This is a genomic window from Streptomyces sp. NPDC028928, assembly GCF_055564915.1.
Map to the genome: position 1 here is coordinate 1 of NZ_JBVHVI010000011.1, position 16,937 is coordinate 16,937.

General features: G+C 69.3%; 11 protein-coding genes and 1 pseudogene. 2 read left to right on the plus strand and 10 right to left on the minus strand.

The genetic code is table 11. The features are described 5' to 3' along the window. The 10 genes and pseudogenes from ACZ4U1_RS25400 to ACZ4U1_RS25445 all read right to left on the minus strand — a co-directional run. Window positions 1-317, minus strand: a pseudogene (locus tag ACZ4U1_RS25400) (hypothetical protein); the annotation flags it as partial. Next, window positions 314-859, minus strand: a complete 546-nt coding sequence (locus ACZ4U1_RS25405; RefSeq protein ID WP_467906238.1) for a hypothetical protein — start codon at window positions 857-859, stop codon at window positions 314-316. The pseudogene ACZ4U1_RS25400 and the gene ACZ4U1_RS25405, both read right to left, overlap by 4 nt. A 97-nt stretch (window positions 860-956) precedes the next feature. Beyond that, the gene (locus ACZ4U1_RS25410; RefSeq protein ID WP_467906240.1) at window positions 957-1,265 is read right to left on the minus strand and encodes a hypothetical protein; all 309 of its coding nucleotides are present in this window, start codon (window positions 1,263-1,265) and stop codon (window positions 957-959) included. Further along, window positions 1,262-1,543, minus strand: coding sequence for a hypothetical protein (locus tag ACZ4U1_RS25415; RefSeq protein WP_467906242.1), 282 nt, complete (start codon window positions 1,541-1,543; stop codon window positions 1,262-1,264). The genes ACZ4U1_RS25410 and ACZ4U1_RS25415 overlap by 4 nt, the downstream gene beginning before the upstream one ends. Further along, window positions 1,543-6,279: a putative T7SS-secreted protein gene (locus ACZ4U1_RS25420; RefSeq protein ID WP_467906244.1), complete on the minus strand. Its 4,737-nt coding sequence runs from the start codon at window positions 6,277-6,279 to the stop codon at window positions 1,543-1,545. Before ACZ4U1_RS25420 ends, ACZ4U1_RS25415 begins: the two co-directional genes overlap by 1 nt. Further along, window positions 6,279-6,959 (minus strand): hypothetical protein, encoded by a 681-nt coding sequence (locus ACZ4U1_RS25425; RefSeq protein ID WP_467906246.1) that lies wholly within the window; start codon window positions 6,957-6,959, stop codon window positions 6,279-6,281. Before ACZ4U1_RS25425 ends, ACZ4U1_RS25420 begins: the two co-directional genes overlap by 1 nt. Then, on the minus strand, window positions 6,953-7,510 hold the full coding sequence (locus ACZ4U1_RS25430; RefSeq protein ID WP_467906248.1) for a hypothetical protein: 558 nt from the start codon (window positions 7,508-7,510) through the stop codon (window positions 6,953-6,955). Before ACZ4U1_RS25430 ends, ACZ4U1_RS25425 begins: the two co-directional genes overlap by 7 nt. 69 nt (window positions 7,511-7,579) lie before the next feature. After that, window positions 7,580-8,101 carry a DUF1990 domain-containing protein gene (locus ACZ4U1_RS25435; RefSeq protein ID WP_467906249.1) on the minus strand — a complete coding sequence of 174 codons (522 nt, stop codon included), beginning with the start codon at window positions 8,099-8,101 and terminating at the stop codon, window positions 7,580-7,582. Between the two features lie 71 nt (window positions 8,102-8,172). Then, window positions 8,173-9,816 (minus strand): M4 family metallopeptidase, encoded by a 1,644-nt coding sequence (locus ACZ4U1_RS25440; protein WP_467906251.1) that lies wholly within the window; start codon window positions 9,814-9,816, stop codon window positions 8,173-8,175. Window positions 9,817-10,056: 240 nt separating this feature from the next. Next, the gene (locus ACZ4U1_RS25445) at window positions 10,057-12,111 is read right to left on the minus strand and encodes a M4 family metallopeptidase (RefSeq protein WP_467906253.1); all 2,055 of its coding nucleotides are present in this window, start codon (window positions 12,109-12,111) and stop codon (window positions 10,057-10,059) included. Window positions 12,112-12,503: 392 nt separating this feature from the next. On the opposite strand from ACZ4U1_RS25445, the gene ACZ4U1_RS25450 reads away from it, so the two are divergent. Together ACZ4U1_RS25450 and ACZ4U1_RS25455 are read left to right on the plus strand one after the other, a co-directional pair. Then, on the plus strand, window positions 12,504-16,418 hold the full coding sequence (locus ACZ4U1_RS25450; RefSeq protein WP_467906255.1) for a DNRLRE domain-containing protein: 3,915 nt from the start codon (window positions 12,504-12,506) through the stop codon (window positions 16,416-16,418). Further along, window positions 16,418-16,906, plus strand: coding sequence for a hypothetical protein (locus tag ACZ4U1_RS25455; protein WP_467906256.1), 489 nt, complete (start codon window positions 16,418-16,420; stop codon window positions 16,904-16,906). Before ACZ4U1_RS25450 ends, ACZ4U1_RS25455 begins: the two co-directional genes overlap by 1 nt. Window positions 16,907-16,937 lie beyond the last annotated feature (31 nt).

Genomic DNA, 16,937 nt, shown 5'->3' on the forward strand with positions numbered 1-16,937 from the left:
TTCACCGTGCCCTCGACGTATTTGTCGGTCTCGTAGTAGGTGCCGGCCGCCAACCCCGTCTTCTCCGCGAACCCGTTGCCCTCGTTGACCAGCGAGCGCACCCCCCACTCCCAGCGCTCGCAGAACGACGAGAACTCGCCCGTCAGACCCTCATGGCCCAGCTCCAGGCCGGACAACGCGATCTCGCCGAACCCGCGCCCGGCCCCGGACGTGCCGAACCCGCCCAGCTCCTTCAACTCACCCAGCGCATCCGTCAGACCCTTCGCGATCAGGCCCAGTCCCTGCGTCGCCAGATCCTTACCGCCGCCCCCGGTCACTGCTCATCCCCCGTTCCACCGCTCACGTCCACCGCCACCGCATCCGGCACGATCCCCCGCACCGGAGGAAAGACCATCCCGTCCTCCCCGTCAGCGCAGTCCAACGCCACCCCACACGGCACCCCCACCGCCGGAACCGCCGCATCCAGCAGACGCGCCCCCAACCACCGCTGGTACGCCCACTCCCGGCCCCCCTCGCCCCGCGCCAGCGCGAAACGGCCCAGAGCGTGCTCGTCGGAGAAGGCGTAGATCCAGCGGACTCCGCCGAAATCGCCCGCCAGGGGAGCGCCGTCCCCGTCCACCGGCACCAGCACAGCCGTACGCCGGAACTCGCCCAACAGCACGGCGAACTCACGGCGCCTGTGCTCGGTCCCCTCCATGGCGTCAGCACCATCGACCGGACGCTCATGCGAAGCGGTGTCCTCGGACGCCTCCGGAACGGTCGTGTCCCGTTGGCCGGTACGGGCCACGTCCACGTAGTCGTACAGCCGTGACCTTGGCATTTGCGCCGCCGAACCGGCGTCGCCCCCGTGTTCGTCCACCGCCGGATCATCACATCGGCACGTTCTGGACCGCAACGCGGAACGATGAGTCAAGGGACAGGACGACCGAAACCCGGCCCCTCGCAAGCTGGGTGAGTTAGCGCGCGTTGAATGGGTCGATTTCGTAAGATTCCTGGATGCTGAGCAGTCGGCATTCGCCGGTCACGCTGTGTACGGCAAACTGGCAGGGGCCGTAGAGGAAGTACTTGTCGTCCCTGGTCTCGATGTACTTCGCGGACTGAAAGGCGAAATAGAAGAACTCGCCTTTCTGTGCCTTGCACTCCTCGTCCGGGAACAGGGCGACCTCATGGTCCCAGTCGGCGGACATCTGGGCGAGGAATTCGTTCGCCAGCTGTTCCGCCTGCTCCATTGTGTACATCAGTTCTTCCTTATTGATGTTGATCATTCCGTCTTGAAGGGTTCCAAGGCCAGAACCTCATGGATGTCGAGGAATCGGCACTCGCCGGTCTCGCTGTGCACCGAAATGCAGTTGGGCCCGTAGTTGAAGTACTTCTCGTCCCGGGTTTCGATATACTTCACGGACTGGAAACCGAAATAGAAAAAGTCCCCCTTTTTCGTTGCGAATTCTCCGTTGCCGAAGAGTGCGACCTGGTCGCTCCACTCGCCGAACTTCTGACGCAGAGCCTCCGCCGCCAGCCGCTCCGCCTGCTCCATCGTGTACATCAGTTGGTCCTCATCAGCTGGAATGTCTTGTAAAGCATAGGATCGACGAATCCTGTCTGCACATCAGAGAAAAGCACGCGACCCTGGTGGTTCACAACGTTGAACACATGTCCTGCCGTGCTTGCTTCAGGGAGCGCAGCCACCAGACCTCGAGCCCCGTGGCCGGAATTTCGGATATGGTCGACCATGTCCCAGAATCCGGTCTCCTTGAAGTTTCGTCCATACACACTCTCGAGTCGATCGAGGGATTGGAGCGGAATATCACCGGGGACAGCCTTGATGCCCTCACCGGCAAGGTACCGGTCGAATGCCTCGGCCACGTAGGTGCAGTTGCTCATCCCTCCCTCCGGGTTGAAATGCGGCGCCAAGTGGGAAAGATTGGGCGTCTCGTACGGCTTCGGAGGGATCGGCGACTTCTGTGGGGCAAGTCCGAGAGGGTCGCAGGAGACGGAAGGACGGTCCACATAGCCGACCGGGTTGGCCGCCGGGGCCAGGCCGAGGGGGTCCAGGCTGATGTAGTGGCCGATTTCGGGGTCGTAATACCTGAGGTAGTTGTAGTTGAGGCCCGTCTCGGGGTCGAAGTACTGTCCGGGGAAACGCAGCGGAGTGTAGGCGTGGCTCCGTACCGACCAGGACAGCTTTCCCCAGTTGGTGGCCCGGGCGCGCCAGGCGATGTCGCCGGACTCGTCGATCAGCTCGCAGGGAGCACCGGAGAGATCGGACACGATCGCGAAGAAGCGGGCGTCTATCTCCTCCTGCGAGGCCGTGGCCATGGTCCGGCGCTCGCTCTGCGCAACCGCTTCGACGCCGTTGAGGTGCCACGTCAGGGTCACCGACTCAGCCGAGTCCGCCCAGCTGGTCGTCTGCTCGCACAGCGAGGTGCCGTCCCAGGTGAAGTCCACCTGTTCCAGTACGTCGACACCGTTCTCGGCGATGCGCTGCTTGCCGATGCGCCTGCCCAGCGGGTCGTACAGGTACCGCCACACCGTGCCGTCCGGAGTGACGACCTGGGTGAGCCGGTCCTCCGCGTCCCAGCTGTACCGCCAGGTGTCCGGCTTGCGGGAGAGCCGGGTCTTCTGGCGCAGCACCACACGTCCCGCGGCGTCGTGCTCGTAGCGGATCCGGCCGGCGCGGACGAGGTCGGCGCCCTGGTAGGCGCGGTCGCCGCACCCGTCGTCTCCGAACTGCCGCGCGGGCCACTCGGCGGCGGTCTGGTTGCCGAGCCGGTCGTACGTGTAGGACTCCGCCCACCCGGCCCCGCTCACCCGGGTCGTCCTGCCCGCCGGATCGAGTTCGTAGTGACGAATTCCGTTCAGTTGGTCATCGACCTTGGTCAGGCTGCCGTCCGCGCGGTATTCGTAGGTCCTCGACTGGATGCGTCGGCGAGAGTGGTCCACTGCCTGGGAGACCAGCCGGTTCATGGCGTCGAACGACCGGGAGACGGTGAGGGACTCGCCGAACCGACGGGCGACCTCGCGGCCCGTCCGGTCGTATTCCAGCGCGATGACGCGACCGTCGGCCGTGAGCCGGCTGGGCTTCCCGTCGGCGTCGTATTCCCAGGTGCTGACGGCGCCCGACGGGGTCGTGCGCGCGGTGAGGTTGCCGAACTCGTCGTAGTGATAGGCGACTTCGCGGCCGTTGATCCGCTCGGAGACCAGGCGTCCGTGCCGGTCACGGAGGAGGGCGAGTTCCGCGTGGCCGTTGCCGGCGTGGGCGATCTCGTCGGTGAAGTCGTAGGTGTACGTCATCACCTCCCCGTCGACGCTCTTGCGGACGATCTGCCCCAGTTCGTTGTGCTCGAAGGAGACGACCTGGCCGAGGGCGTTCGTGCGGGAGACCAACTCGCCGGCCGCGTTGTACGCGTACCGGATGACCCGCCCGCCGAAGTCGGTTTCCGCGCTCAGCCGTCCCACGGCGTCGTACTCGTAACTCCACGTCTGCCCCTGGGGGTTGGTCACCCGGGTCAGGCGGAGTTCGTTGTCGTACGCGAACTCGTAACGAGAACCGTCGGGCTCGACGCGCGCGGTCAGCAGGTCGAACGGGGCGTACTCGAAGCGGGTGACTCCGCCGACCGTGTTCGTGTGCGTGAGGCAGTTCCCCTCACCGTCGTACGTCCACGATTCCTCGGTCCCGTCCGGATTCCGTCGACGCGTGACATGACCCTCGACGGACCATTCCAGCTCGCCGGTCGCCCCGAGGGGATCCGTGATGGCGGTGACGCGGCCGAAGGCGTCTCGCCGGTACCGCATGACGTTGCCCGCGTGGTCACGCACCTCGGCGGGCAGACCGGCCGCGTCGCAGCGGATGGTGGTCACCCGGCCGTACTGGTCGCGCATCGTGGACACATGGCCGCGCTCGTCGTACGTGAAGAACGTCCGACCGCCGGCTGAATCGGCCACCGAGGTCAGGTTCCCGCGGGCGTCGAACTCCTGGCGGAGCGAGCTTCCGTCCGGGCGCACCATGCGGGTGAGCAGCCCACGGGCGTCGTAGGAGAGCGTCGTCCGCCGGCCGTCCGGACGGACGATCTCCGTCAGGTTCCCCCTGTCGTCGTACCGGCGGGACGTCGTACGGCCGACGGCGTCGGTCTCGGACAGCAGGCGGTGGAACCGGTCGCGGGTGAAGCGCCGGGTGTGCCCGGCCGGGTCCACCATGGCGACGATCTGGTGCAGGTCGTTGACGAAGTACCGGCGTACGGCGCCTTCCCCGTTGACCGCCTTCGTGGTCCGCAGCCCGGTTTCCGGGTCCCTTTCGCTGTAGGACAGCCGCAGGCTCATGTGCCCTTCGGTGCCGCCCTGCGCGACGCACCGGTCCCTGTCGTCGTACGCGTACGTGTACGTGTGCCCGTTGGTGTCCGTCCAGGAGGTGACGCGTCCCCGCTCGTCGTAGGCGAACCTGAGGGGCAGCCCGGAGGAGTTCCGGACCTCGGTGAGATTGCCCTGCGTGTACCCGTACCGGACCAGCCGGAGATCGGATCCGTCCTCGCCTGCCCCGGTCAGGTACAGGCCGGTGACCCGTCCGTCGGCACTCTCGATCCGCAGGCGGTAGCCACCGCTGTGGACGACGGCCGAGGGCACTCCCGCCTCGTCGTGCTCGAAGGTGATCCAGTTGCCGTTGCGGTCGTCTGTCTGTTCCAGGACGGCCAGGTCGGGGCCGCGGTCGGCGAAGTGCCAGGTGCGACCGGTGCGGGGGTCCGTGATGGTGTAGCCGCCGTCTACTCGGTCCAGGGGGAGGCGGGGGCCGTGGCTGGGCAGGGTGGGCAGGCCGGGGGCCGGGTGGGGGTACGACAGGAGGAGGCCGTCCTCCGTGACGTACACGACTCCCTCCGCGTCGATCTCCAGGCGCTGGTCCAGGGTGGAGGACCAGGACGGGCCGAACCAGCGGCCCAGCCGGTAGCCCGACTCGACGCGACGAGCGAGGACCAGGGGGAGCGCGCCGGGGAGGGTGACGTCCGTCTGCGGCAGGAACATCCGGCCGGTGGCGAGGTCGATCGGGTCGGTGCCGCCGCTGTAGACCGAGTCCGGCTCACGCGAGGGCCCGTGCGGGTCCTCGTTGACCAGGTCCCGGGCCGTCTTCCGGGCGCCCGTGCGCGCCCCCTGCTCCGCGGCCTCCTCCAGGCCCTGCTTCAGTCCGAGCCGGAGTCCGCCCCGGGCCAGTCCCGCGCCCTTGGTGCCGAGCAGCTCGGGGAGCATGCGGCCGAAGAACTCGGAAGGGTCCTTCTTGAATCCCTCGACGGCGGCCTTCGCGGCCCGCTCCGGATGGGCGGCGGTGGAGACCAGGCCGGAGAGCGTCATGCTGACGTTCTGCAGGTACGCGGCCGGGTGGGTGAGGTTGTAGGGGTCCATCGGGTTCAGCCCGCGGACGAAGTTGACCAGGCCGGCCGTCCCCTTGAGGGCACCGCCCACGACATGGGTCAGCTCGGTGTTGACCGCCAGGTAGCCGTCTTTGAGATCGTTGCCGATCCGGTCCAGGGGCGGGGGCTCGGCCGGGGCGTGGGCCAGGGCTTCCCTGACCTTGTCCTGGGCCTCGGAGGCGGCGGTGTTGCGCTGCTTGCGGGCCTCGGCCAGCTTGTGCTGGGCGGCTTGGACGGTGGCCTTGCCCGGGTCGTGGAACTTCCCCGGATCCGGGCCGGGATCCTCGCCCGCGTCCGCCTTGGCCTTGTACGTCTCGACCTTGTCCTTGTAGGCGTCGTACGCGTCCTTGGACGCCTTCACGCCCTTCTTGTAAAGCTCTACGGCCTCCTTGGCCTGGCCCTGCGCCCACTTGACGGTGTCGGCGTACGACTCCAAAGCCCCGGCCGCCGTCTTGCAGGCCTCGGCCGCCTGGGCCCACTTGGTCGGGTGGACGCCGAACTTCTTGCGGAAGGCGTCGCCGCCCTCGCCCTTCCAGCCGGAGGAGTCGACCTTCTTCAGGCCCTGGCTGACCTTGTCGAACGCGCCGTGGAAGTCCCGCAGGTGCTTGGCACTCTCCCGGATCTTCGCCGGATTGCCGTGGACGAGTTCGTTGGCCTCCTCGGTCTCGCCGAGCTGCTGCTCGCCCGGGGTCGCGCCGAGGTCGGAGGCGACGCCGTCGCCCCAGTCCTCGACCACGTCGGCCCACTTGTGCAGGCCGACATCGTCGAGCTTGTCGCCGACCTTGTCCGTGGCCCAGTCGACGCCCTCGCCGAGCTTCTTCTTGCCCTTGTCGTAGAGGTCCTCGGCACCGCTCAGGAGGGAGTTGGTCACATCCCCGATGCCCATCAGCGCTCACCGCCCTGCTGCGCGGTGCCCTGCTGCTGGGCGGCGGCCTCGGCACGGTCCTCGGGGGAGGGGCCGAAGGTGTCGTCCAGCATCCGGTCGTACTCCTTGTCCGACATCCCCAGCGCGCTGTGCAGGTTCTCCGGGTTCATCCCCGGCACCGGCCCGATGGTGTGCGAGGTCATCACATCGCGCCCGGCGTCCTTCCAGCCCTGCTTGCTGTTCTCCCAGGCCTGCTCGAAGGACTCCTTGCTGTAGTCGACATCGCCGCCGTACGCGCCGGACTTGGCGATCTCGCCCCAGCCCATCTTCTCCACCTCCTCCTCGGAGGCGTACGGATTGCCGATGGCCGCGTTCTCCACGATCTTGAAGGTGCCCTCGACGTACTTGTCGTTCTCGTAGTACGTGCCCGCCGCCAGACCCGTCTTCTGCGCGAACCCGTTGCCCTCGTTGATCAGCGAGCGCACGCCCCATTCCCAGCGCTCGCAGAACGACGTGAACTCGCCCGTCAGGCCCTCATGGCCCAGCTCCAGACCGGACAGCGCGATGTCGGAGAAACCACGCCCGGCGCCGGCCTCGCCGACCATGCCCAGTTCCTTCAGCTCGCCCAGCGCGTCCGTCAGCCCCTTGGCGATCAGGCCGAGCCCCTCCGTCGCCAGGTCCTTGCCGTCGGCCGTCACCACTCGACCCCCGTCCCGCCGTCGACGTCCACCGCCACCGCGTCCGGCACAACCCCGCGCACCGGAGGAAAGACCATCCCGTCCTCGCCGTCAGCGCAGTCCAGCGCCACCCCGCACGGCACCCCGACCGCCGGCACCATCGCGTCCAGCAGGCGCGCCCCGAGCCACCGCTGGTACGCCCACTCCCGGCCGCCCTCACCGCGCGCGAGCGCGAAACGCGCCAGGGCAGACTCGTCCGAGAAGGCGTAGATCCAGCGGACGCCACCGAGGTCGGCCGTCAGGGGAGCGTCGTCCTCGTCCACCGGCACCAGCACCGGCGTGCGCCGGAACTCACCCAACAGCACGGCGAATTCACGCCGTCTGCGCTCGGTCTCATCCGGGGCGTCGGCGACGGTTGCTGCGCGCTCGGGCAAACCTCCGCCCTCGGGCGCCTCCGGCGCGATCGTGTCCTGCTGGTCGTCAAGGGCCGGGTCCACGTAGTCGTACAGCGGTGACCTTGGCCGTCGTGCCGCCGATGCGGCGTCGCCCCCATGCTCACTCACGGGCTGGATCATCACATCGTCACGTTCCGGATCGCAACGTGGGGGCGGGGGTGCGGTCAGCAGGACGACCGCGATCCGGCGTCAGGCCTCCGCCACCCCCGCGCACAGCCTCCGCAACACCGCCCCGCACCGGCGGGCGTACGCGTGTTGCAGGCCCCGGGTTGCCGGGCCGCCTGCTCGGGCGTACCACTTGGCCGGCTTGCTGAAGGCCGCCACCGTCAGCCAGACCGTGCCGTCGCCGGTGCGGTCGATGACGAAGGCTTCCTCGCCGCATTCGGGGTGGCCTTCGAGGGTGCCGTAGGCCCAGCCGGCGCGGCGGGGTTCTTCGGTGGTCCAGACGACGCGGCAGGGGGCCTTGATGAGGCCGGCCAGGGTGACGGTGACGTCGACGCCGGGGGCCGCGCGGTCGGCGGTGGCGTCGATGCCGACGCCCAGTTCGCGGTGCATCTCCCAGGTCATGACCGCTTCGGCGGCCCGGTGGAAGACCTCGTGGCCCTCGCCGAGGCGGGTGCGGACGAGGAGGGGGTGGAAGCCGGGCGGGCAGAGCGACAGGTTGTCGCGGGTCGCGCCGACCGGCTCGTAGGTGAAGGGCGCCGAGGACATGGGTCACAAGGGTAGGGCGGCACCCGGGAGGAGCCTCCTCCCGGGTGCCGCCCTCAGCCGAGCGACAGCGACTAGCTGACGTTGACCGCCGTCCAGGCCGCGGCCACCGCCTTGTACTCGGTGCTGGTGGAGCCGTACAGGGCGGACGCCGCGTTCAGGGTCGCCGTGCGGGCGGCCTTGTAGTTGGTCGTCGACGTCATGTACGTGGTCAGCGCCTTGTACCAGATCTGCAGCGCCTTGGCGCGGCCGATGCCGGTGACCGTGGAGCCGTTGTGGGTCGGGGAGTTGTACGTCACCCCGTTGATCGTCTTCGAACCGCTGCCCTCCGAGAGGAGGTAGAAGAAGTGGTTCGCGACGCCGGACGAGTAGTGGACGTCCTTGTTGCCGACGGTGGAGGACCAGTAGTCCGCCGAGCCGCCGTCCTTGCTGGGCTTGTCCATGTAGCGCAGCGGGGTGCCGTCGCCGTTGATGTCGATCTCCTCGCCGATGAGGTAGTCACCGGGGTCGGAGGAGTTGGCCGCGTAGAACTCCACGCCCGTGCCGAAGATGTCCGAGGTGGCCTCGTTCAGGCCGCCGGACTCGCCGGAGTAGTTGAGGCCCGCGGTGTTGGAGGTGACACCGTGGCTCATCTCGTGGCCGGCGACGTCGAGCGAGGTGAGGGGGTTGACGTTGCCCTCGCCGTCGCCGTAGGTCATGCAGAAGCAGCTGTCGTCCCAGAACGCGTTGACGTACTGGTTGCCGTAGTGCACGCGGGAGTAGGCGGCCTTGCCGTCGTTCTTGATGCCGCTGCGGCCGAAGGTGGACTTGTAGAAGTCCCAGGTGGTCTGGGCGCCGTAGGCGGCGTCGACGGCCGCGGTCTGGTCGGCGGTGGAGCTGGAGGCCGTGCCGGTGCCCCAGACGTCGTCGGCGTCCGTGAACAGGGTGCCGGCGGTGGAGCTGGTGCCGTGCGCCTTGTTGTACGTCTTGTGGCCGCCGCGCGTGGTGTCGTACAGCTGGTACGTCGTGCCCGACTTGTACGTGTTCAGGCTGACGGTGCCGGAGTACAGGCTCTTGCCGGTGCCGGTCTCGATGCCCTGGTACTCGTAGAGCTTCTTGCCGGTGGCGGCGTCGGTGATGACGTGCAGCTGGTTCGGGGTGCCGTCGTCCTGGAAGCCGCCGACGATGGTCTCGTAGGCGAGGACGGGCTTGCCGGAGCCGGCCCAGATGACCTTGCGGGCGCCGTCCGCGGCGGTCTTGGAGGAGCCCAGCGTCTTGGCGGCGGACACCGCCTGCTTCTCGGCCTTGGCCGCGGTGATCTGCGGCTTGAGCGAGGACACCTTGATGGCCGACTTGGTGGCCTTGGTGACGCCCTGCGTCTTGCCGGACTTGGCGGTGTGGACGATCAGGTCGCCGCCGAGCACCGGCAGGCCGGCGTAGGTGCGCTCGTAGCGGGTGTGCAGGGTGCCGTCGGCGTCCTTGACGACGTCCTTGACGACGAGCTTCTCCTTGGCGCCGAGGCCTATCGCCTGCGCGGTGCCGGCCGCGTCGGCCTGGGCGTGCTGGATCAGGGTGGTGCGGGCCGCGGCGGACAGCTGGGTCGGGGCCGCGGCGAGGGGCTCGGTCGTGGGCTGGGCGGTGGCACTGGTGGTCAGACCAGTGGCGAGCAGGGCTCCGGCGGCGACGGCGGTGGCGATGGCCAGAGTGGTGCGCTTGTGACGCGCGTAGAGGGGGCTCACAGAAGCTCCTTCTGGTGGGGAGTCCGGTCAGCGTGGGGCTACTGGCCGGCTGTGTGGGGTGGTGAAGTTCTGCGGCGGGTGGAGAGAGAGTGACATCAAGGGCGCGTACATGTCAGGACCCTGAAGTGATGTTGGCTGAAAGTCGACTGACTGGTGAACGTTTCAGCGATGTAAACGGGCGCCGCCCGAGGGTGCTCCACCCTCGGACAGCGCCGTGATCCCGGGCCCGCGGCATGCGGTTTACGGGAAGGTCAGCTTCCAGCCGTTGATGGTTCCGGTGTCGTAGGTGGCTTGATCCTGTACCCGCAACTTCCACGTGCCATTGGCCGTTTCTGCGGAGGCGTTGACCGTGTAGGTCTCGTTCACGTCGTCCGCCGAGTCCGAGGAGCTGAAGTTCTTCAGCCGGTAGGCGGTGCCCGACGGGCCGACGAGGTCGATCACCAGGTCACCCCGCCAGGTGTGGGTGATGTCGACGCTCACCTGGAGGTTGCTCGGCGCGTTCCCGGTCCGGCCGGAGACGGTGATGCTCGACGTGACGGCGGCGCCGTTGTCCGGCACCGACACCGGCGTGGTGCTCTCGTACGACGTACCGCCGCCGCCCCCGCCGCCGGAGCGCGAGCCGACCGCCACGCCCGCCCAGGCGTCCTGCACCGCCTTGTACTCGGCGCTGGAGGTGCCGTACAGCTCGCCGGCCGCCGCGAGGGTGCCGGTGCGGGCGCCCGCGTAGTTGGTGGTGGACGTCCACTTGGTGGTCAGCGCCCGGTACCAGATCTGCAGCGCCTTGTCCCGGCCGATGCCGGTGACCGGAAGGCCGTCCGCCGTCGGCGAGTTGTAGCTGACGCCGTTGACCACCTTGGCGCCGCTGCCCTCGCTCAGCAGGTAGAAGAAGTGGTTCGCGGGGCCGGACGAGTAGTGCACGTCGACGCCGCCGATGCCGGAGTACCAGTTGTCCTTGGACGCGCCGTCCTTGCTGGGCTTGTCCATGTAGCGCAGCGGGGTGCCGTCGCCGTTGATGTCGATCTTCTCGCCGACCAGGTAGTCACCGGGGTCCTTGGCGTTGTTGGCGTAGAACTCCACGCCGGCGGCCATGATGTCGCTGGTCGCCTCGTTCAGACCGCCGGACTCACCGCTGTAGTTGAGGTTCGCGGTGGCCGAGGTGACGCCGTGGCTCATCTCGTGGCCGGCGACGTCGATCGAGGTCAGCGGCTTGGCGTTGCCGGAGCCGTCGCCGTACGTCATGCAGAAGCAGCTGTCGTCCCAGAACGCGTTGATGTACGCGTTGCCGTAGTGGACGCGCGAGTAGGCGCCGACGCCGTTGTTCTTGATGCCGCTGCGGCCGAAGGCGGACTTGTAGAAGTCCCAGGTGAGTGCGGCGCCGTAGTGGGCGTCGGCGCCCGCGGTGGCCGCGTTCGACGTGGTCCCGTTGCCCCAGGTGTCGCTGGTCTGCGAGAACAGGGTGCCGGTGCCGGAGGTGCCCTTGTTCAGGTTGTACGTCTTGTGGCCGCCGCGCGCCCCGTCGGTGAGCGTGTAGTTCGAGCCCGACTGGGTCGTGGTCAGCGTGACCTGCCCGCTGTACTGGGTGTTGCCGATGCCGTTCTTGACGCCCTGGTACTCGTAGAGCTTCTTGCCGGTGGCCGCGTCGGTGACGACGTGCAGCTGGTTCGGGGTGCCGTCGTCCTGGAGCCCGCCGACCACCGTCTCGTACGCCAGCACGGGCTTGCCGGTGGCCGCCCAGATCACCTTGCGGACGCTGTCCGCGGCCGGCTGGGTCCCGCCGAGGGCCTTCGCCCGCTGTACGGCCTGCTTCTCGGCGGCGGCCTTCGACACGGCCGGGGTGAGACCGGCGACCTTCAGTGTGGCGCCCGTGGCCCGGACCACGTCCATCGTCTTGCCCGACTTCGCGGTGGTCACGACCAGGTCACCGCCGAGCACCGGCAGGCCCGCGTACGTGCGCTCGTAGCGGGTGTGCAGGGTGCCGTCGCCGTCCTTGACGACGTCCTTGACGACGAGCTTCTCCTTCGCGCCCAGGCCTATCTGCCGGGCCGCGGCGGCCTTGCCGGCGTCCGCGTCGCGGATCAGCTCGGCGCGCTGCGAGGGGGTGAGCCTGACCGCCGCGTGGGCCGGATCGACCTTGCCCGCCTGCGGCTTCGCCGGTGCGGCGCCGGCCGTTCCGGACTGGACGGCGACGGCGATCAGGGCGGCGACACCGGTGAGGGCGACGACGGCGGTGCGCCGGTGCGCGGTGGGGCGGTGCGGGGTGTGGGAGGTGCGTCCGCGAGAGGAATTGCTTCTCAACACTGACTCCTTCTGCGTGACCGCGGGTCGCGCGGCCAGGGGAGACCGGACGGTGGGTTGGGACGTCCGGGCAGAACAGGGCGTTGCGAAAGCCACGTGCGGGTGCGGAGCCGGCTCGTACAGACGCGCAGTAACTGTGGGGTTGCTGTGAGTCGGCCAGGGAAGAGTGGCAGGAGATCTCGCCATCTGTCAGGACCGCGTCACAAACTTGGCCAAAAACGGTTCGTTGACCGGATGTTCCTGTTCGGTATGCGGACTCCTCGCGGGCGCGGCAGCAGGGTTGAGCGGGCGCACCGGGCATGCTGGGTGGTTTTAGGCCATGGACATGACCAAATCTGTGTGTGAAGATCCTTTGAATTTTGCCAAGTGCTTGTGAAGCAAGGATCTTGTACATGAGAAGACGCCACAGACCCGGGAGCAACCGCTTCCTGGTCTACGCCGCGTACGCCATGGCGGGTGTCGTGACGGCCGGTCTCGCCCTGCCCGCGCATCACGACACCGCCGCGACCGTCTCCCCGGTGGCGACGGCGGCGACCGCTTCCGACGACGATGCGGCCACGGGCGAAGCCCGCCTGCGCGCCGCCGCGTCGGGGGAACGCGTCGAGGTCACGGCCCTGCGCACCGAGAGCTCCACGACGTACGTCAACCCCGACGGGTCCGTGACCGTGGAAGCGGCCACCGGACCGGTCCGGGTCAAGGACGACGACGGCGCCTGGCACGACCTGGACACCACCCTCGTCCGCCGCGACGGCGGCATCGAGCCCCGGCAGGCCGCGGCCGACATCCGCATCTCCGACGGCGGTGAGGGCCCGCTCGCCGAGGTCGACGAGGGGGACAAGACCCTCGGCATCAGCTGGGACGGGACCCTCCCCGAACCGGAGATCCAGGGCAACACCGCCGTCTACAGCGACGTACGGCCCGGCCAGGACCTCGTGGTCACCGCGCTGCCGGAGGGCTTCTCGCACCAGCTCGTGCTGAAGGAGCCCCCGAAGGACGACGTGGAACTGCGGATCCCCGTGTCCGCCGAGGGCCTGAAGCTCCGTGAGACCGCCGACGAGCGGCTGCTGTGGGAGAGCGACAGCGGCAAGGACGTCGCCACCGCCCCCGTCCCCGTCATGTGGGGAGCCTCTGAGGGCCCGGCGTCGGGCGAACCGGCCAAGGTCACCGACGTGGACGTCTCCGTCGAGGGCGGTGCCGACGGCCAGACCCTGGTGCTCAAGCCGGACACGTCGTTCCTCACGGACCCCGCCGTCAAGTACCCGGTCACCGTGGACCCGACCAACACCCTGCTCGGGCCGCTCACGGACACCTGGATCCAGGACGACGACTATCCGACGTCCCAGCGCGGCTCGACCGAGCTGAAGGCGGGCACGTACAACGGGACCGAACGCGCCCGCTCCTACCTCAAGTTCGACGCCGCCCGGTTCGCCGGCAAGCACATCGTCGACGCCGACCTGCGGATGTACTCGCACTGGTCGTCCACCTGCTCGACGAACAACTCCGGCATCCAGGTCCGGCGCGTCACGAGCGACTGGGACCCCTCCGCCATCACGTGGGGAAGCCAGCCGGGCACGACCACCGCCTCGGCCCCCGTCTCGACGGCGGCGAAGGGCTACAGCTCCGCCTGCCCCGCCGGACAGGTGTCGTGGGACATCGACGGCATCGCCCAGGCGTGGGCGGATGGCCAGCCCAACTACGGCGTGCGCCTCGCGGCCGTGGACGAGACCGACCCCCTCACCTGGCGCCGGTACCGCTCCGCCAACTACGTCGACGGATCGCACGACGCGGCCACCGAGCCGTCGCTGATCGTCACCTACAACTCCGCCCCGACGGTCCCGGCCTCCCTCGGCGTCAGCCCGCTCAAGACGGACACCACGCTGACGACCGCCGGGTCCCTGACCCCCACCCTCCAGGCCAAGGTGGGTGACGCCGACGCCGAATCCGGCCTGGTGACGGAGTTCCAGGTCCAGCCGGACCCCGCGTTCGCCGACACGACGTACACCTGGACGGGGAAGACCGCCCCGTTCGCGCCGGGCACCGTCGCCACCACGCAGATCCCCACCGCGTCGGCGATGCCCGACGGCAGCCATCTGCGGATGCACGCCCGCACCAGCGACGGGATCGACACCTCCGCCTGGTCCGACTGGAAGACCTTCCGCGTCGACGCGACCGCCGTGCAGCCCGCCGACCTGCCCACGCAGCTCCAGGCCGGCGCCACGGACACCGCCTCGCCGCTCGTCACGGGCGTCGTCACCTCGCCGAACGGGGGCATGATCGAGGCCCAGTTCCGCCTCGGCAACGCCACCGGCACCCAGACCCTGGGCACCCAGCTCGTCCCCAACGGAGAGCGGGCCGGCTTCCGGATTCCCGCCGACCGGCTCACCTCCGGCGGCCCGTTCGACTGGTCGATGAGGGCGTGCTACGCGGGCAAGTGCTCCGCGTGGACCGAGCGGACCCCGATCGCCGCCGGGTCCGGCGCGGAACCGGACCAGGTGACCGCCGCCTCCTCGGTGAGCCTGCCGCTCACCAAGGCCACCGTCTGCACCGGCTCCGACACGTGCGTCGGGGAAACCGGCACCGCCCTGAAGGTCGGCAGCGTCTCGGGCAAGAACTGGCGTGCCTACCTCAAGGCCGACGTGTCGAAGATCCCCGCCGGCGCCCGCGTGACCAAGGCCCAGCTCACCCTCCAGTCGGCCGCGACGACACCCGACCTGGACGTGCACGCCCTCAACGCGGCCTGGGACACCACCGGTACGGGAAGCCAGCTGGACGCCGTCACGGCCCCGGAGGCCAACCTGACGGCCACCGCGCCCTGGACGATCGACGTCACCGGCCTGGTCACCGGCTGGACCGACGGGGCGAACGCCAACCACGGCCTGGTGCTGCGCAGGGCCGAGGACGCCTCGAGCACGGCCGGCATCAGCTTCACCTCGGCCACGCTCACGGCCGAGTACGAGGCGGCCACCCCGCCCTCGCCGCCCGTGGCGGTCCGCGCCCGGGCCGCGGACTCCGGCGCCCTGGTCACCTGGGGGGCCAGCGAGGACAGCGGCTACAACGACACCGTCCTCACCTACGAGGTGACCGCCCTCGACTCCTCCGGCGCCGAGGTCGCCAAGCACACCACCCAAGGCACCGACTCCGTCTTCACCGGCCTCACCAACGGGGCCTCGTACACCTTCCGGGTCAGCGCCTCCAGTGCGTACGGCACGAGTGACGCCGTCACCAGCGCCGAGGCCGAGCCGCTGCGCGCCCCGCTCGACAGCGCGGTCTACACGCAGGCGGTCCGTGATTACCTGGACGCCTCCGCCGCCCTGACGACCGGGACGAAGGGCAGCGCCGCGGCGGCGGTGGACGGGCGCCCCAACGCCGGCATGTACAGCTCGCTGCTCAAGGCGGAGGAGTCCTGGCTGATCGACAGCCGCGACGCGCTGAAGGCGAGCGGGCTGACGTACACGTCGATCACCACGGACCTCTCCGACGCGCTGCTGCTGCCCTCCGCCGACGGGACGGTGACCGTCCGCGCGACGGTGGGCCAGCAGAAGACCCTGGCCGACGCGCCCTCGGACCCGGAGACCACCGAGGCCACGATCCTGTACACCTTCTCCGGCGGGGACACGCCCGTGCTGCGCGGCAGGATGAACGCCGGGTACTACGAACAGCAGCTGGCGAAGGACGAGCGTGCTCTCGGAGCCGTCACCTACGGCACCGTGGAGAGCGACAGCGGCACCACGCAGGCCACCCGGACGGCCAGCGCCACCCCGAGCGCGTACTCGGCCTACGCGGCGCAGATCACGCCGTACGCCACCCTCAACGCCAGCGGCACGGCGAAGTGGGCGAGGGACCACTGGAACTCCCGGGCCGAGTTCAGCCAGGACTGCACCAACTTCGTCTCCAAGGCCCTGTACCACGGGGGCGGTATGCGCCAGAAGGGCGTGAACAAGGACAAGACGAGCGCGGACAACTGGTGGCGGGTCGGGCACCTGGCCCCGCACGGCGTGCACTACTACACGTACTCCCACACCTGGACCGTCGCCGACAAGATGCACACCTTCCTGCTCCGCCACAGTGACGGCGCGATCAACACCGAGACCAAGCAGCAGTACGCCAAGGTCGGTGACATCGTGCTGTTCAACTGGGGCGGCAGGGGCGGCTGGGACCACGCGGGCGTCGTCACGAAGATGTCGGGCGGCAAGGCGTACGTGACCGCGCACAACAACAACCGTCTGAACCAGCGCCTCGACGTCTACATCAACAGCCAGCGGGGCACCTGGGCGGACATCTTCCACGTCATTCCGGGGTGGTACTGATGGCCGGCCCGGCCGGGAAGCGCCTCTGGGCGGGGGCGGCGGCGCTGGCCGTCGTCCTGGCGGCGGCCGTCGGCACCTGGTGGCTGCTGAGGGACCCCGCGCCCTACGCCCTGCGGAAGACGCCGGCGGTGAAGGTCACCGTCCACGCCGCGAAGTCCGAGTACCCCGAGGCCGGGGAACTCGCCGGTGACGTCGATCCGCTGCTCAAGGTGTACGTGCAGCGCCTCAGGGCCGGGGACGCCACCGACCTGGCCCGCCTCGGCGCCCCCTGGTACACCGGCCGGGAACGGGCCGCCCGGGAGCTGATCGGCCGGTACGGCGCACACGCCGGCGAACCGGTCGACGCGCTGGTGCGGGACCCCGTCGTGCCGTACCTGGCCACCGTCGAACTGCGCTTCGGCGACGGGCGGCGACAGGAGGTGCGGCTCACCCGCGACGACGACGTGTGGTGGCTGCAGCTCGGGGACGGAGACCCCGTGGCTCCCTAGCCGCCGCGCACCCCTACGACCGGCCGCCGGC

Bases quoted from the DNA above. Each gene is read 5' to 3' on its own strand.
- ACZ4U1_RS25410 (WP_467906240.1), bottom strand. From the start codon at position 1,265: ATGATCAACATCAATAAGGAAGAACTGATGTACACAATGGAGCAGGCG.
- ACZ4U1_RS25415 (WP_467906242.1), bottom strand. From the start codon at position 1,543: ATGTACACGATGGAGCAGGCGGAGCGGCTGGCGGCGGAGGCTCTGCGT.
- ACZ4U1_RS25420 (WP_467906244.1), bottom strand. From the start codon at position 6,279: ATGGGCATCGGGGATGTGACCAACTCCCTCCTGAGCGGTGCCGAGGAC.
- ACZ4U1_RS25430 (WP_467906248.1), bottom strand. From the start codon at position 7,510: ATGATCCAGCCCGTGAGTGAGCATGGGGGCGACGCCGCATCGGCGGCA.
- ACZ4U1_RS25435 (WP_467906249.1), bottom strand. From the start codon at position 8,101: ATGTCCTCGGCGCCCTTCACCTACGAGCCGGTCGGCGCGACCCGCGAC.
- ACZ4U1_RS25450 (WP_467906255.1), top strand. From the start codon at position 12,504: ATGAGAAGACGCCACAGACCCGGGAGCAACCGCTTCCTGGTCTACGCC.
- ACZ4U1_RS25455 (WP_467906256.1), top strand. From the start codon at position 16,418: ATGGCCGGCCCGGCCGGGAAGCGCCTCTGGGCGGGGGCGGCGGCGCTG.